General features: G+C 74.8%; 10 protein-coding genes. 3 read left to right on the top strand and 7 right to left on the bottom strand.

All coding sequences use genetic code 11. From position 1 onward, the window contains the following. The first annotated feature begins 24 nt into the window (after nt 1–24). From ACZ69I_RS28735 to ACZ69I_RS28725, 3 genes are read left to right on the top strand one after another with little or no spacing between them, the layout of a single operon-like run. Nucleotides 25–1,401, top strand: coding sequence for a hypothetical protein (locus ACZ69I_RS28735; RefSeq protein ID WP_470835499.1), 1,377 nt, complete (start codon nt 25–27; stop codon nt 1,399–1,401). After that, nucleotides 1,398–1,922, top strand: a complete 525-nt coding sequence (locus ACZ69I_RS28730) for a hypothetical protein (RefSeq protein ID WP_470835498.1) — start codon at nt 1,398–1,400, stop codon at nt 1,920–1,922. Before ACZ69I_RS28735 ends, ACZ69I_RS28730 begins: the two co-directional genes overlap by 4 nt. 3 nt (nt 1,923–1,925) lie before the next feature. Beyond that, a complete protein-coding gene (locus tag ACZ69I_RS28725; RefSeq protein WP_470835496.1) occupies nt 1,926–4,034 on the top strand; it encodes a serine/threonine-protein kinase in 2,109 nt (702 codons plus the stop codon). Nucleotides 4,035–4,071: 37 nt separating this feature from the next. Here the strand turns inward: ACZ69I_RS28725 and ACZ69I_RS28720 are convergent, their stop codons facing one another. The 7 genes from ACZ69I_RS28720 to ACZ69I_RS28690 all read right to left on the bottom strand — a co-directional run bounded on the left by ACZ69I_RS28720 (nt 4,072) and on the right by ACZ69I_RS28690 (nt 16,178). Further along, the gene (locus tag ACZ69I_RS28720) at nt 4,072–8,493 is read right to left on the bottom strand and encodes a hypothetical protein (RefSeq protein WP_470835495.1); all 4,422 of its coding nucleotides are present in this window, start codon (nt 8,491–8,493) and stop codon (nt 4,072–4,074) included. 54 nt (nt 8,494–8,547) lie between these two features. Beyond that, nucleotides 8,548–9,129: a hypothetical protein gene (locus ACZ69I_RS28715; RefSeq protein WP_470835493.1), complete on the bottom strand. Its 582-nt coding sequence runs from the start codon at nt 9,127–9,129 to the stop codon at nt 8,548–8,550. Nucleotides 9,130–9,134: 5 nt separating this feature from the next. Continuing rightward, nucleotides 9,135–10,661 (bottom strand): hypothetical protein, encoded by a 1,527-nt coding sequence (locus tag ACZ69I_RS28710; protein WP_470835492.1) that lies wholly within the window; start codon nt 10,659–10,661, stop codon nt 9,135–9,137. A gap of 68 nt (nt 10,662–10,729) precedes the next feature. Further along, nucleotides 10,730–12,079, bottom strand: a complete 1,350-nt coding sequence (locus ACZ69I_RS28705) for a protein kinase domain-containing protein (protein ID WP_467680335.1) — start codon at nt 12,077–12,079, stop codon at nt 10,730–10,732. 16 nt (nt 12,080–12,095) lie between these two features. Then, entirely contained in the window at nt 12,096–12,998 is a 903-nt protein-coding gene (locus ACZ69I_RS28700) for a protein phosphatase 2C domain-containing protein (protein WP_470835490.1), read from the bottom strand. Then, on the bottom strand, nt 12,995–13,654 hold the full coding sequence (locus ACZ69I_RS28695; RefSeq protein WP_467680469.1) for a vWA domain-containing protein: 660 nt from the start codon (nt 13,652–13,654) through the stop codon (nt 12,995–12,997). Before ACZ69I_RS28695 ends, ACZ69I_RS28700 begins: the two co-directional genes overlap by 4 nt. Nucleotides 13,655–13,730: 76 nt before the next feature. Continuing rightward, nucleotides 13,731–16,178 (bottom strand): GTPase-associated protein 1-related protein, encoded by a 2,448-nt coding sequence (locus tag ACZ69I_RS28690; protein ID WP_470835489.1) that lies wholly within the window; start codon nt 16,176–16,178, stop codon nt 13,731–13,733. Nucleotides 16,179–16,280 lie beyond the last annotated feature (102 nt).

Below are 16,280 nucleotides of genomic sequence, written 5' to 3'. Positions count from 1 at the left end.
CCCGCAAGCCAGGGAGGGACCCGCTTGACGCCCGCACAACTGCTCGACAAGGCCTTGATCGTCAAGGAGCTGAGGCGACTGGCGGACCTGCCCGCGCTCGCCCCCCGGTCCGCCGAACTGGCCGTACTCCATCAGGACTTGGCCGCATCGAACCAGCTCGACCGGTGGGCGGAGATCGACCTCGTGCGGGCCTACGTACGCCCCGAGAGCGTCCGGGCGTCCCCCGGCCGGGAGCCGGGACGGCACGACCGGCTCCTGGAGGGGGCCCTCGGGGTACTGGTCTTCGTACCGCTCCTGATCACCTGGTTCGGCCTGCGCGAGGCCGTGCGCGCCTACGGGGAGCTCGCCGAGGACGACCCCGAGGAGAGCGTGCGCCCCTTCCTCCAGCTGTGGCAGTCGGGCTTCGGCGGGCATCTGGGCGCGCTCGGGCGCTTCGAGAACGTGGCCCTGATGGCGGTCCTCCTGATCGCCCTGCTCGTGGCGCTCTCGGTGTGGCACGCGCGCGTACGGGTGCGCACCGAACGCCACGAGGACGCCCAGGACGCCGACGAGGAGAAGCTCCTGGCCGAGCTCGCGTCGGTGCTCACGCGCACCCAGATGCTGCTCGCCGCGCACCGCAGCGCGTCCCCGCAGCAGTTCACCGCGCAGCTCACGAAGGCCGCCGAGAAGATGCAGCTGGTGACGGAGAAGGCGGAGCGGAGCCATCAGGCGCTCACCGGCGCCACGGCCTCCGTGGGCCAGGCCGTCGACGCCCTCCGGCAGGCGACGCTGTCCCTCACGGCGGAGGTGCCGAAGCTCGGCGACGCGGCGAACCGCATCGACACCACACTGCGCACCGGCGCGGAGGAGACCGCCAAGGCGGGCCGCACCAACGCGCGCGCGGCGCAGGGGATCGCCGACCACGTCAAGGCGGCGGGCGACACCGTCGAGGCCTCCCTCAAGGCCCTGGTCACCGCCCAGCGGTCGCTCGTCGTGAAGTCCGAGTCGGTCGCGAAGGCCACGGAACTGGCCTCGCAGGCCCTGGTGGCGAGCACGAGCCGCACCGGCGAGGCGGTGGACGGGATGCGCGAGGCCACGGAGCGCTGGGACGCGGCGGCGGCCCACTGGCAGGACGCGGCGGCCCGCCTCGACGCCCGTATGGACACGCTGGCGGGCGCGCTGCCCACGCTGACGCCCGCGCCCGCGTCGGCCATGATGTACGGGACGTACGGGTACGGGAACGGCGCCGGGTACGGCGCCCCCGTCAACGGCCGCCCGGCCGAAGGGAGTTCCGTCCCCGCGCCGAGCCGTCCCGTCGACCCGGTGACGGACCCGCCGACGGAGCACCCGCTCGATACGCCGCTCGACCCGCCCACGACGCGCCTGCCGCCGCCCGCCCCGCGGGACGGGGGCACCGCGTGAGCCGAGGCCGGGCGCTGCGGCGGCGCGGCGGGCGGCTCGGGATCGTCGTGCTCGCGGGGTGGCTCTTCGCCGATCTGCTGCTCGTGCTCGCGCTGGTGTCGATGGGCGACCGCCCGGACCCGGGAGGCGCGAAGGACGAGGACCGTCCCGAGCCCTCCCCTTCGAAGAGCGGCCCGGCCACCCCCGTGGGGCCCCGTTCCGTGGACCGCCACCCCCAGGAGTTCCGGGTGGCGGGCGACGACAAGGGCGACATCGTCCGGCAGATCGCGAAGGACACCCGCAAGTGGCCGGGCCGCGAGGCCGCGCTGGTGCTCACCTTCGGCGGCAGCTCGAACGGCACGGTCTACGCCCACCGCGTCAACGGCCTGCTCGGCAGGGCCCGTCCGGAGATGTTCACCGAGAAGACGGCGACGGACGACTACCACAGCCTCGGCAGACGGGCGGAGACCGCGGTGGTCCGCGTGTACTTCTACACGGCTCCCGGCGACACCGGCCCCGGCGACATCACCCCGGGCGGCTGAGCCATGGCGGTCCTGCGCCCGGGCGACGACCCGAAGGCGGGCGGCGTCCGCCTGCCGCCGCCGACCTTGCCGCGCTGCCCCGGCCTGCGCAGCTACGTCCACTTGCACGACGCACTGCGGCAGTTGGGCTTCCGGCACGCCGCCGACGTGCTGCGCGCCCCGGCCCCCGCACCCGCGCACGGCTCCGTCTTCGGCACGCTCCCCAGAGCCACCACGGACGACGGCTTCCGGGTGCTCGACGGGTTGTGGTTCCCCGGCCGCGGCGGCATCTGGCACCGCGCCGACCTGCCGTACGTGCGGCAGGCGCGCGGGCGGTGGCTCTCCTCGTCGGATCCGCGCGCCGACACGGCGGCGGCGCTGGTGGACACCCTGGAGACCCTGGTGCGGGACGACGCGGCGGGACTGCGCCGCCTGGTCCTGTGGGAGGTCTGCTGCCTGCTCAGGGACGGCGGCGAACGGCCCGGCGAGGCCGAGGCCGTCGCCCTCGGCGTGCACCGCGGCGAGGCGGGGCCGCTCGCCGCCGCGGTCGCCGCGGGCTTCCCCCCGGCCGGTCCCGCGCGGCACGCCGCCGAGACCCTCAACGACGTCTGGCCGGGCGTGCGGCTGCGCGAGGCCGAGCGGGTCGTGGCGCGGCTCCCGCGCGCCGCGGACTACCCCGACGGGCCGGACGACCACCGCCTCGCCGCGCTCGTCGGCGCCGTCCGCGCGCGGGCCGCCGAGGTCCGGCGGCTCTCCGCCGACGGCGCCGCCGCCGAAGCCGCGGGCGCGACGCGCGAGGCCGCCCGCGCCTGGCTCGGCGCCCTGCGGCTCGCCAGGGACGACGCGGACGCCCAGTCGGGTCTGCTGCGGGTGGCCGCACTCATCGCCGACGACCCGCTCGCCCCTACGGATGCGCGCGTGACGGCCGTGCCCGACGAGCGCGCCGTACGCCTCTCGTGGTGCGCCCCGCCGCGCCGGCCGGACGGCGTCACGTACCGCGTCCTGCGCTTCCCCGACGGAGCACCGCACCTGGCGGTCGAGACGGCGGCGGGCGAGAGCGGGCCCGGCGCCCTCGACGCGGACGCACCCGTCGGCAGGCCCGTGCGGTACGCCGTCGTGCCGCTGCGCCGCGGCCGCATCGCCGGAGTGCCGCGCGCGACCGCCCCCGTACTCATCACGCCCGTGGTCACGGAGCTGCGGAGCACCGTCGTGCCCGGCGGGGTGCGGCTGCGCTGGCGGGCCGACGCGGCGGCGGCCGAGGTGCGGGTGACGCGGTCCGGCACCGGGGCGGAGACCGGCGGGTGGGGTGAGTCGTCGCTCGTACGGGTGCCCTGCGAGCACGACGGGGTGCTCGACGCGCCGCTCGCGCCGGGGACGTACACCTACGAAGTGCGCTGCGGCTACCGCGATCCGGACGGCTACCTGGTGTGGTCGCGCGGCGTCACGGTCACCGCCCGCGCCGAGCAGTGGCCCTCACCGGTGGAGGAACTCACCGTACGGCGGCACGCGGACGGCGGGCGGGTGACCATCGCGTGGCGTCCGCCCGAGCTCGGCGACGGTCTGCTTCTGCCGTGGACGGCGGGCCCGGTCGCGCCGGGCACCGACGTCTCCGGCATCGTGGGCCTCGTGGACCGGATCCCGGCGACCGCGTCGGGCGGCGAATCGTGGGCCGAGCTGACGCCGGGGCCCGAGCAGCGGGTGCGGGTGACGGCCGTCAGCGTGCTCGGTGAGCGGGCAGTGTCCGGGCCGAGTCTCGTCATCGAACACCCTTCGACCATAAGCGAGTTGACGGTACGCCGGGTCGCCGTCGACCGCGCCGAGCTGCACTTCGACTGGCCGGAGCCCGCGGTCCTGGTGCGCGCGGCCTGGACCGACGGGCAGCGCGGCGGCGAACGGCGGATCCCCCGCAGCGCGCACCGCGCCGGGGCCCCCGTCACCCTTCCCGTGTCCGCCGCGGAGTGCACCGTCACCGTCACTCCGCTCCCCCGTCCCGACGCGGTGGCCATCGCCACGCCCCCGGCCCGCGCGGTCCTGCCCGCGGCACCCCCGCCCCCGCCGCCTCTGCCACCGCCGGTGACGCCCTGGTGGTCGGCGTGGTGGCGGCGCTGGCGACGGCGGGTGGGGGCGGGGTGACAGGGGGCGCGGGGCGACCGGGGGCGCGGGGCCGGTGTCACGGCCAGCGCCACGTGAAGCACACCTCGTGCACCCCTCGGGCGATGGCCGCGAGCTCCTGCTGGGTGCTCAGCGCACCGATCAGGGGTGACTCGGCGGCGAGCGCGGCGAGCAGGTCGGGGCGACCGCGGTCGGCGAGTCCGCGCAGGCGGCGGGAGAGCAGGGCGTGCAGCCGCGTTCGGTGCGGGTCCGCGAGTGCGCTCAGGTCGATGCCGTGGCGCGCCAGGATGAGGACGCCCGCGTGCACCGTCCCGTCGGCCGGCCGGGAGCAGACCGCGTCGACGAGCGCCGCGCTCAGAGGCCCGTCGTCGCGCAGGACGGCGGCGAGGCCCGCCGTGACGCGCAGGGCGTCCTCGTCCCCCAGTCCGCCGAGGCGGGAGATCATCCAGGCGCACCACGTCTGCCTGGTGTCGGCGTCCGCGTACCCGATGAGCAGGCACAGACAGGCACAGGCGTCCGCCAGGCCCTCCCGGTCTCCCCGGCCCTCCCTGTCGTCGAACGCCATGGCCGTGTCGTGGACGAACGCGGTCCAGGACGGATCGGCGTCCGCGTCGAGATGCTCCTGGCTCACGAACACCGCCCAGAACCGGGCGAAGGGATCCGCCATGTCACGGATCGCCGCGACCAGCGTCGCGCGGGCTTCGCCCGACAGCAGGGGCAGCAGCGTCACGATCGCGTCGGCCCGCTCCAGGTCGGGGAGGTCCGCGACGCGCTCGGCCAGTCGTCGCGCGGCGGCTTCGGTGAGGTGTTCGGCGAGGACGGCGAGGAACTCGGCACGCCCACCGTGGACCAGACCCAGCGTGTCCTTGACCCGGTCCTCGCGCACCTGGTTCCTGACCGTGTGGGCATACCGGTTGTGCCGGACGCGTGAGAACCGGACGTCCGCGTGCGCGGGCGTCCGCAGATCGTCCAGGAGGAGGGCGAACACCTTCCGGCTCACGTCCCGGCTCTCCTGGAGCCCCGGCCCTTCGGGGTCCGTGGCGATCTCGACGAGCTCGTCCCGCTGGGCCTGCGTGAGCATCGGCAGGATCGCGCCGAGGGCTTCGAGCCGTTCCGTCTCGTCCATCGGTTCACCGAGCAACTGCGCCACGGTGTGGTCGACGATCGCCCGGTGGTTGCCCGGCTCCAGGATCCCGGCGGTCGCGTCGAGCACCGCTGCCCGGGCGAGGACCGGCGCGTCGACGAGCAGCTGCGTCAGGGTCTGTTCGAGGGTGCCCGCGAAGAACGGGCGCAGGATGACCCGGACCAGGAACCGCCGCCGGTCGTCGTCGCCGCCGGACAGGCCCTCCTCCACCTCGGCCCGGTCCTCGACGCCGAGGAGCCGGAAGTACTCCTCGGTCCGCTCGCCGTCGAGGGAGGCGAGCTCGTCGCGGGACAGGACGAATCCGCTGCCGTGCCGGGGGACGTGCCGCGTGACGAACTCCCGTACGGGCGCTGCCCGTTCCTCGGTCGCCTCGCGCAGATGGGGAAGCAGCTCAGCGAGAAGGTCGAGGCGGTCGGTCTCTCCCGCGATGAACTCCAGGGCCGCGACCGTGCCCGACGCGACCAGCGCCGCACGGAGCCCGGAGTCCGGCGCGGGCGAGGCGGGCAGTGCGGGCAGCAGCTTGGCGGGAAGCCATGCCCGCGGGCCGCAGTTGGAGAACGCGCAGGCCAGGCGCGCCGCTTCGGCCAGCCGGTCGGCGTCGAGGCGCGTCACGACGGCGGCGGTCAGCTCGGCGAGCTGCACCTCCCGCAGTCCCTTGAAGTCCGTCACGGGTTGCGTCACCACAGTGCCCTCCAGCGGGAACGGCGGCTCCACCGTGTCGGGCAGCTCCTGATAGGAACGGTGGACCGCGGTGGCATGGTCGAACAGGTCGCGGCTCAGTCCGTCGTCGGCGTGCTCGGCGAGCAGCCGCGTGATCCGCTCGCGGGGCTCCCACGGCATCTCCTTCGCCGCCTCGAACGCCTGCCGCGCCAAGGGCCCGCGCAGCCGGGGGGCGAGGGCTTCGACGGCCGCGGCGTAGGGGTACTCGTAACCCCAGTCCCACCCCCAGGCCGGGGCGTCACCGATGGTCAGGCGCCGGGGCAGCTCCTGGGCCGCGTACCAGGCCGCGGGGATCCAGTCGTCGGCGAACCGCTCCGCGGCGGCCGCCAGGGCGAAGCCTCGGCAGCTGTAGGTGGTGGAGTCGTTGACGACCGGCAGCCCCACGATCACCGCGGCGAGCTCCGCGGTGATGGCGCCGTCGGTCCCGGAGAGCAGGACGAGCACGGCGTCGAGGCGGTTGTTGGGGTCCATGCGGTGGAGGAGGGCCGACGTCTCCGGCCCCAGGGACGCCGCGTCGAGCGGCCGGCCCGCCCGCCGCAGCCGGTGCAGGACGCCCTCGGCGAGGTCCGCTCCGGCGTCGACGCGCGCGAGGACATCGGCGGCCCGCTCCTCCAGCTCGCCGCGCGCCTCGCAGGCCGGGTCGAGGAGCGCCGCCAACTCGCCGAGCAACCACGTCACTTCGCGCGCGTCGGGCGCGGCGCGCAGCGAGTCGACGGCCCGCGCGACCTGCTCCGCACTCAGGTAGGGGCCGAACAGTTCGAGACCGAGCAGGCGCACCTCGGAGTCCTCGACGGCCAGGACGTTCGCGAAGGCCTCCGCCCGTTGACCGGTGTCCAGATGGGGCAGGACGAGGGCCAGCGCGGCCAGCCGCGGGACGGTGCGCACGTCCGGCGGGATGCCGTGTCCGGACGCGGTGTGCCAGTAGGCGCTGCGCCGCTGCTCGGCGGGGAGCCCCAGCGCGAAGTCGAGCGCGGGCCGGAAGTCGGCGTCCCGGAGCTGCTCCGCCGAGAGGCCGTCCCACGCCGTCTGCGGGCTGACCGGGGTGTGCGCGAGTGCGCAGCGCAGCAGGTGTCCCTTGACCTTCCGTACGGCGGTGGTGGCGTCGACCAGGTCCGGGTGGTTCGTCAGGAGCTCCACCAGGGCCAGCTGGCCCGGGAGTTCGTGCGGCAGGTAGACGGCTTCGACCATGGCGCCGACCGAGTCGTCGGAGAGTTCCTGCACGGTCAGCAAGGAGGCGATCAGCGCGGGGCCGCCGGACCTGCGGGTGAAGGCGCGGAACTCCCGCAGCCGGTCACCCTCGGAGTCGGCCGGCCGCGCGCCCTCGCCACCCCCCGGCTCCTCGGGCGCTTCGTCCCGCGGCTCTTCCCGCTCCTGGTGCGGCCACTGCTCGGCGAACCACCGGCGGGTCAGCTCGTCGAGTGTGGCGGCAGCGGTGCCGTCGTCGGCCGAGTCCGTCGGCGGGGGCGGGGCGGACGGCTCCGGCAGCGGGCTCGTCAGCCGGTCGGCCACGTCGCGTACGAGGGACAGGCGACGGGCCCGGGCCGTGTCGGGTTCGGACGCGGTGCCGGGAGCGGCCGGATCGGCGTCGACGGGGACGGTCAGCCCGTACGCGTCGGCGAGGCGCGAGCGCGTCCGCGCGTCCCGGACGGTGGCGATCAGCGTGCCGAGCCGGTCCACGAGCCGCTCCCGTGCCGGGTGCCCGGCGAGCAGCGGGGCGAGCTCCGCCAGCGCCTGTCCCGTCCTGGCCAGGCGGAGCCCCGGGTCGGTGAGCCAGGCAAAGGAGTCCCGCTGCAACTGGGCGAGGAGGCGCGCGTCGCCCCGCTCGGCGGGCCGCGGCTCCGCGTCCTTGCGCGTCAGCCCGGCCAGGTCGTCGACGAGCGCCTGGGCGACCCGCTCGACGAGGCGGGGGCGGCGGAGCTCCGGCACGGCGCGCAGCAGGGTCACCGTTTCGCCCGCTTCCAGTTCCTCGGGCCTGATCCTCTTCGGCGCGAACCGGGCGGGCACCTGCCAGCTCACGATCGACGCCGTCTCCTCGACGCCCGCGGCGACCGCGGCCCGGGCGTCGGCGTCGAGCAGGACGGCTCCTTCGAGGAGGGCACGGCCCGGGATCTCGCCGCCGGGCAGGGAGGCCAGGGCGACGATCCGCGCCTGGACCGTCTTGCGGGTGGCCTCGTCGAGCGGCGCGAACGCGAGCATCCGGTAGTAGCCGTCGGCCTGTTCGCCCGGGGACGCGGCGCGGCCGATGGTGGACAGGGCACGCGGCGCCGTCCAGACTCCGGTGGCCACCGCGGCGACGACGAGGCGCGAGGGGACGTCGTCCGCCGCCTTCATCGAGCCGCGCAGGAGTGCCAGCCTGACGCAGCCGCCGAGCGGGTCGGGGACCCGCCCCGGGTCTTCGGCCAGGGCCCGGTCCACGGCGTCCCACGCGGTGTCGACGTCGCTCTGGTAGCCGTCCCAGAGGCGGGCTTCGGGGGTGACGCGCCTGCGCAGCCGCCGGTCGTCCCGGAACAGCTGGAGGAGACGGTCCACCCGGCCCGCCGCGCCGAGGTGAGCGGCCAGGCCGTCCAGCGCCAACTTGCCGATCTCGTCGTCCAGTCGCACATCGTCGGTGTTCATCCGCGCCCCGGTTCGTCTGGGTCCGGTGAGTCCGGCGGGTTCAAAGACAGGCTCTCAGAGCCCGCGCCGTTGGTCGCCGCGGGCGGCCCGTTTCAACGCCCGCGGTTCGTCGTCGAGCACGGCCGTCGGAGCGCCGTTCGCCGTGCGGACCCAGCGCCGTCCGTCGGCGTCCGTGAAGGCGATCGCGCACCGCAACGACGCGGGCCCGTCCGGGGCTTCCGCCCGGTCGGTGACGGACAGGGTCAGCTCGGCCGTGCCTCCCGGCCCCAACAGCGGTGTGGCGGGGCCGGCTTCCGTCTCGGGGACGTGCAGGGCGCCTGCCGGATCGACCCAGGAGAGCCAGGGAACCGTGTCCCTGACCGGTGCGGTGCTGTCGTTGCGTACCACGCATTCCACGCGCAGCCCGCTGCCGCGCGCCCGGAAGGCCACGCTCACCAGGCGGGCCTGGTTGGCCTCGGCGGCCCGCCGTTCCGTGGCCGCCCGGGCGTCGTCGAGGCGGCGTTGCCGGATCTCCCGCAGCAGCCCCACCGCGAGCAGCAGCGTGGCCGCGGCCGTGCCCACGGCGGCCACCCAGTCGGGGACGCTCCCGTAGTCCGGGGCGGCATACCCCACCGGGATACGACCGGTTCCGTTCAACCGCCTCACCCCTGCCCGTACTCGTGCTCCCACAACACGTCGGCGATCACTTCGTTGACCCCGGCGAGGCTCAGGCCCGCGCTGGCGACCGTCTCCCGCTGGTGCAGGAAGTCGCGGAAACTGCTGTGGTAGATGCTGTGGCGCGGCCCGTCCGGGGTGCGCTCCCGGCGGAGGAACTGCCGCCATTCGGTGAGCACTTCCTGGATCGCGATGGCGTCCACCTCCGGGTTGACCTCGCCCATCACCTTGGTGAGCAGGGCGGTCGAGACCGGTGCGGCCAGCTCGCACAGCACGTACATGACCCACACCTTGGTGCGCGGGGACGGCCGCGCGGTCATGCCCATCAGCCGCCAGTGGCTCTCGTAGTAGTTCTCCAAGCCGTGGGGCAGCTGCTGGATGTCGAGGCCGCGGTAGAGGCCGTCGCCCAGTTCGGGCAGCACGTGGCGCAGGTACATGAAGTTGCCCTCGCTCTTCGCCGCGAGGACGTCGACGAACCGGCCGAGCGGGATGTGCTCCTCGGCCAGCCGGGCCACCAGAGCGGGACGGGTGCTCCCCGTCCGGTGCAGCAGCGCGCGGATGTCGACCATGGTGGCGCCCAGATGCTCGCCCAGGTCGTACCGGACGTCGGCCGTCTCGATGCGCAGCGGCACCTCGGCGCGGCGGCTGCTCACCACGAAGTACACGCCGTCGGGCAGCACGGGCGGCAGGTACAGCACGTTCACCGCGCCCGGCTCCCCCGGCCTGGCCGCCTCCGCCTCGTCCAGGGCGTCCACCGCGACGATCAGCGGCAGCTCGCCGGGCAGGGCGGCGCGGGCCTCGGCGAGCATGCGGCCGACGAGTTCGCCGTAGCGGGCGGTGTCGTTGAGGTCGGCGGGGGCGCCGATGCCGTACTTGGCGCGCAGCTGGGCGCCGAGGTTTCCGACGAACTGGCGGGCGCTCACGATGCCTTGGCTGCGTACGTTGAAGTGCGCGACGCAGCCCGTACGCCGCACGTACTCGGCGATGATCGCGGTCTTGCCGTCGCCGGGATCGCCCTCCAGGCGGAAGTAGCCCCCTCGCGCGGTGGCCACGAACGCGTCGATCGCGTCGAAGACGTACTCACGGCCCAGAAAGCCCGCGGTCTTGTCGTCGATCAGTCCGGCGGCTCCGCCCGGCACCGTCGCCGGTACGTCCAGCGCCCGGCAGACCTCGTCGAGCTGCTCGCCGAACCCGGCGCACCCGCGCACGCGCCGGAACGGGGCGGCCGGCGCGATGAGCCGGTCGAGGTCGGTGCCGTCGGGCGCCAGGACGAGCAGCGCGGGTTCCCCGTGCGTCCGGTGCCTCTGCGCGGCGCCCCCGATCGCGTCCACGAGGTGCGGTTCGGGGGCCTGGTCCGCGGAGAGGACCGCGAGGAAGTGCGTACAGGCGTCGTCCGGACGCGTGAGCACCGTGACGCCCCGCGCCCTGAGCACCGCCGTCAGCCGGCGGGCGAGCGCGGAGGTGTGCGGCTCGCGCGAGGACGAGGCGATGCGGACACGAGGTGATGCGGTCACGTTCCTCCGCCCGGAGAGTGCCGGACCTGTCGGCTCACGGAAAGAGTATTCCTCCCTGCCCCTCTCCCCTACTCCTTGACGACCGCCTCCGTCCCGCCCCCGAACTCGATGAGCAGCCCCGACCGCAGCGCGATCGTCTTGCCCGGGTCCACGTCGCGTACCGTTCCGTCGTCCTTGCGGGCCGTCCACACGGACCGGGTGCGGTTGGTGAGGCCGAACCGGCCGCGCTGCTGCGGGTGTTCGGTCACTTCGCCGACCACGGCGGAGAAGTCGTGCCGGTCGGGGTCGTCGCGCAGGTGGTGGGCGTAGACGCGGGCGTTCGGCGCGAGCCTGATGCCGCGCCGGGTGCGCAGGGTGCCGGTGCCGGTGACCAGTTCGAGGCGGGGCGGCAGCGTCAGGGTGGTGCGGCACTTCCAGCAGGCGGGGGGCGCGCCGTCGGGCTGGGTCAGGTTCTGCTTGCCGCAGCCGCCGCACTGGGTGATGGCGTCGAGGACCTGGCTGAGCGCGTCGCGCCACTGCGACTCGCGCACCCGCAGCTTGGGGCTGCGCAGGCCGTCCGTGAACGTCTGGATGAACAGGTCGCGCAGGATCTGCGGCAGGGCGCCCCAGGTCGCCTCGACGGTCGGCTGCTCGCCGGGGACCGGGCGGTTGCGGGTGTCGGCCGGGTCGTAGACGAAGACGGGGTCGGTGCCGTACAGGCGGCGTTTGGCGGCCTCGTCCATGCAGCGGATGCTGAGGGCGAGGGCGCCGTTGAACGGGTGGTCGTTCATCAGGAGCAGGAAGAGCAGTACGGCCAGGGAGTGCAGGTCGCTCTGGGTGCCGGGCTGTGTGCCCTTGTCGCCGCGGACCAGTTCGGGCGCCATGAAGTCCATGGTGCCCGCGACGGCGGCCTCGGCGCCCTCGACGACCGCGTTGTCGTTGTCGCAGACCAGGACGTCGCCGGTGGCCGGGTCGAAGAAGATGTTGCCCCAGTTGATGTCGCGGTAGGCGATGCCCCGGGAGTGCAGGGCGCGGTAGGCCTCGACGGTGTGCAGGGCCACGGTCACCAGGGTGCGCATCGTCGCGGAGGCCACCGAGGGGTCGCGGCGGAACAGGGCGGGCAGGTCGCAGAAGCGTGCGGGCCGTACGTCCATGAGGTAGCCGAAGCCGGGCTGTCGGCCCTCGGGGTCCATCACGATGGAGCGGGGCCACAGGAAGCGGGGGTCGTCCCAGCCCTTGGCGATGAGACCTTCGAGGATCTCCCGCTGGCGGGCGTCGGCGAGCTGGGGGTAGTACCACTTGACCGCCCGGTCGCCGGTGGGCGTCAGGACGCGGTAGACCTCGCCCTGGCCGCCGGAGCCGAAGAGCTCCGCGACCTTCAGCGTCTCCCCCGACTCGGCCACCAGGGTCTTTCCGGCGGCGAGCATGCCGTTCACCATGCTGTTCCTCTCTGCCCTATCGTTCGTCGCTGCGCTGTGGGGGCACCGTTATGGCGCCCACGAGGGTCGTGTCGTCCCCGGAGAACTTGGCGGCCCGCCCCAGCCAGTCCGGGAGCTGCGCCTGCACCGCCGCCACGCCCTGTTCGGCGGCGCGGTCGCCGAGGCCGGTGGCGAAGTCCAGGAACCCCTGGTGGTCGGCGAAGCTCTTGGAGAGCCCGTCGGTGGAGAGCAGGACGCACGGTGGCGCGCCGCCGGTGAAGGGCTGCCAGTGCGAGCGCATCTTGCGCCAGGGTTCGGACTCGCAGAGCGAGTCGGTCTCATCGCCCATGTCGGGTCCGGTGGAGAGCGGGGTGTGCGGGCTGCCGGAGGCGTCCACCAGCACGATGTCGCCGTCGCCCAACTGCCAGCAGAACAGCATGTGTTCGGTGAGTACGGCACCGATGAGGGTGCTGCCGTAGGCGGCGAGGTCCGGGGGGTGCGGGTGCGCGCCGGGTGCGGTGCGGGGCGCCCGGCCCGGTGCGAGCGGGCGCGCCCCGTGCGCCGGGACGCTGCTCTCGTACAGCGTGGCGCGCCCGTGCCAGCGGTGGCCCACCTGCTGCGGCAGGCGGCGCGCCTCCTCGCGCAGCGCGGGCCAGCCCGACGCGTCGGCGCCGATGCGCGCGGCCTCCCGGGCGAACGGCCTGGCGCACGCCGTGAACTCGTCGACCGCCCAGCGCGCCCCGAGGTCGCTGCGGAAGTGCGCGGCGCTGCCGTGCCCGTCGGCGACCGCGAGGACGACCGCGCGGCCCCCCGCGACGGGCAGCGCGGTGCCCCGGTCCTGGCTGTACCGCTTGGCCACGCCCTTGACCGCGCCGTCGAGCAGCCCCCAGGGCGCGGCCCCGGCCGGCCCGGGTGCGGTCGTCGTCTCGGGGCCGGTCACCAGATGTCGTCTTCGCCCTTGGTCAGCGACGGCACGTCGATCGGCGTCGCGGGCTTCGTGCCGTCGTCGACCTTCGGGGTGGAGGCGTCCTTGACGACCGCGGTGGACATCCAGCGGATGGCGGCCGCGAGCTGGCGGGGGTTCTTCGCCTGGAGGGGCTCCAGCTCGGGGTTGCCGAGGAACTCCTTGAGCATGCTCTTGTCCGCGTCGTCGCCGATGGCCACCGCGACGCGCACGGCGCGCTTGCCCCACGGCGTGCTGTCGATGGCGCGCAGCCCGGCCCGCCAGTCGTCGGTGGGCTGCCCGTCGGAGGCGAGGGCGAGCACCGGCGGCAGCGCGCGCTGCGGCATCGGCGGGGTCTGCAGGGCGCCCGCCGCCAGCTTGAAGGCGGAGCCCATGTCCGTGCCGCCGTAGATGTGCACGTCCTCCCAGGAGAACCGGTCCACCGGGGTGGGCTCGCCGACGTGCCAGCTCGCTCCGCTGGCGAAGGTGATGGCGCGTACCAGCAGGGACGCGGCGGGGTTGGACTGGGCGGCCTGCTGCATCTCGGGGATGGCCTCGCGGATGGCGAAGTTGAGTTCGCCGATCTTTCCGTTCACGCCCATGGACCCCGAGCAGTCGAGCATCCAGATGAAGTGCACGGGGCGGCTCGCCATGCTGCCGCCGGGGAAGTTGTCGACGACGACGGTCTCGCTGGTGTCGCTCACGCTGGTCCTTTCGTGGGGTGCGGGGTCAGTTCGGTTCCCGGGCCGCCCGGTGCCGCCATGCGGTCCACGCCTGTACGTCCTGGCCCTCCCGCTGGAGGACCGTGGCCACCTGTCCGAGGTGGTGCTCGTCGAGGTGGCCGAGGACGGGCGCGAGGGCCCGGTCGAGGAGTTCCTCGGCGACGGTGCGCCATTCCGGGGTGACGCCGTGCCGTCGGCGCGGCCGCCAGATGTGGTAGTACGCCGCCAACTCGGCCGGTCTGCCGGGCAGTTCGCGGATCATGCGCTCGCACCGGTCGGCCTCCAGGGTCTGCGCGCGGTAGGCCCGCAGCAGGTCGGGGCGGGCGGCGACGAGGATCTGCAGTCCGTGCGACTCGCACAGGTCGAGCGGGTTGGCCGCGGCGAGGGCGCACCCCACCCGCTCGTCGACGCCCCGCCGCAGCACGGGGCCGAGCGGCGACACCTTCCGGCCCAGCTCCTTGAGCCGGCCGACGGAGGCCCGGCTCAGGGGCAGCCGCCCCGCCGCGAGGTCCTGGGCGGTGACGAGCAGTTCGGCGGTGTCGCGGTCCTGGGCGCCCAGCTTGCGGTCGTGGCGCATCTCCCGGGCGAATTCGATCAGTTCGATGTCGCAGTGGTCCGGTTCCCTGAGCCAGCCCATGACGCGCCGGCCGAGGTCCGCCTCGACGATCAGGCGGGGCGTGCAGGTGCGGGCCACCCAGGGCTGTTCGGCGCGGTCCGGCGGTTCGTTGCGCCAGACGATGCGCCACAGCAGCCGCAGGGTCGTGACGTCCTCGACCCGTCGGTTGGAGAGGAGCTCGGTGAGCCGCTCGAAGAGGTCGGCGCCCCGCAGGTGCTCCGGGGGCCCGCTCAGGTGCGCGGCGGCCGCGGCGAGGCGGACGGTGAGCGGCGCGTCCTCGATGTTGTGCCGCAGCCAGTCGCCCTGCGGGGAGCGGGCGAACGCGATGAGGCGGTCCAGTTTGCGTTCCGTGAAGTCGACGAGGACGAGCCGGAGCACGCGGCGGTTGAAGGCGGCGTGGTCGAGCTCCGTCAGGACCTCGACGGCCTGCGCGCAGTCGCGCCGCTCGGGGTACAGGAGGGCGTCCGCGAGCCGGTCCATCGCCTCGGCGAGGCCGGGTCCGCCGTCGGCCCCCACGGCGAGGGCGAGGCGGAGCGGTTCCGTCCAGGTGGCGACGGGCTCGCGGAGCCGGGCGCGCAGGGCGTCGTCGGCGCGCTCGCCGTACTCCTCGCGCAGCTCACGCCAGGCGTCCTGGCCGAGCGGCAGCCCTTCGAAGGCGGTCAGGTCGGGCAGGGCGCCGCTGCCGCGGGACGCGTCGAGCCGGTGCTTGACGAGGGCGAGGGCGAGGGGGCGCGCCGCCGACGCGTGGTCGCCGTCGAGGCCGCGGCAGAGCCGGTCGAGGGCGTCGACGGTGCGCGGGTCGGCCTCGCCCCTGCTCACCGTACGGGTGAAGGCGTCGATGACGATGCGCAGGGATTCACCGCTCAGGCCCGCGAGTTGGGCGCCGGACGGGGCGCCCGCCCCGTCGGCCCCTCCTGCGCCGTCCGCCGCCCCCTCCGCCCCGCCCGAGAGGAGCGGGAGGAGCGCGAAGGCGTCCGCCGGGCGGTCCGTGGCGCCGGGCACGGGGCGCGGCGGGTTCCCGGCGAGCCACCGCTCGGCCGTCAGCCGGGCCCAGGGGTCGAGTTCGGCGGGCGGCGGGCTCTCCGGTCCGCCGGTGCTGTCGTACACGCGGAACAGGTACTCCAGCGTCGCGTCGTCCGAGCGGTCGAACTCCGCGTCGGGGGCGATGCCGACGATCTGCTGCGGGGCGCGCCACGGGTCGGTGGTCCAAGTGGTGAACGTCAGCACCGGGACGTACGCCTCCGGCAGCGAGGCGCAGGCGAGCGCGACCCAGTGGGCCACGGCCTCGGCCTCCTCCTCGACGAGGACGATCTGCCGTCCCGCGGGGTCGTCGAAGAGGCGGCGCACATCAGTGAGGAAGGGCGCGACCCGCTCGGCGCGCGCCCTGGCGAACTCCACGAGGAGGTCACGGTCGGCGTGCGCCTGCGACACGGGCAGCCCGGACTCGACGAACCCGGCCCCGAGCGCCTCCTCTGCGCCCGGCTCCCAGTCCGCGGAGCCCCAGGTGTCGATCGGCCACACGGGTCCGGGCCCGGGGGTGTCGGCGCTCAGGTGGAGGACCTCCAGGCGCTGCCCCGGGAGGGCGGCGCACAGGAGGCGGCCGCCGTCCGGGAGCAGGCTGTAGCTCAGCTCACCGCCCGTATCCGCATCCGTTCCCGCGCCCGGTCCGGCTCCTGCGCCCGCGCCCGCGCCTGTGACACGCTCGACGATGTCTCCCAACTGGTCTGTCCCGCTGTGCGGTTGCTGTTCGGAACCGGCCGGATCCGTGCGGATCAGGCGGGGGGCTCCACTCTCGTCGGGCTCCTGGTCGAGCCGGTAGCTGAGGCGGCGGATGGCCATGCCACATTCTGACCACCCGCGGCACCGGACCGCAGGCCGTCCGCCAAGTTGACCCCCACCCCGATGTTCCCCGTTCGCACCCGCTGTCGAACGCGGGGCGGG

It is taken from the genome of Streptomyces sp. NPDC036815 (assembly GCF_055609205.1).
This window is presented reverse-complemented; position numbering and strand designations above follow the sequence as displayed.

What these genes read in the sequence shown, in the direction of transcription:
- ACZ69I_RS28725 (WP_470835496.1), top strand. Translation starts at nt 1,926, where the DNA reads ATGGCGGTCCTGCGCCCGGGCGACGACCCGAAGGCGGGCGGCGTCCGC.
- ACZ69I_RS28720 (WP_470835495.1), bottom strand. Translation starts at nt 8,493, where the DNA reads ATGAACACCGACGATGTGCGACTGGACGACGAGATCGGCAAGTTGGCG.
- ACZ69I_RS28705 (WP_467680335.1), bottom strand. Translation starts at nt 12,079, where the DNA reads ATGGTGAACGGCATGCTCGCCGCCGGAAAGACCCTGGTGGCCGAGTCG.
- ACZ69I_RS28695 (WP_467680469.1), bottom strand. Translation starts at nt 13,654, where the DNA reads ATGGCGAGCCGCCCCGTGCACTTCATCTGGATGCTCGACTGCTCGGGG.
- ACZ69I_RS28690 (WP_470835489.1), bottom strand. Translation starts at nt 16,178, where the DNA reads ATGGCCATCCGCCGCCTCAGCTACCGGCTCGACCAGGAGCCCGACGAG.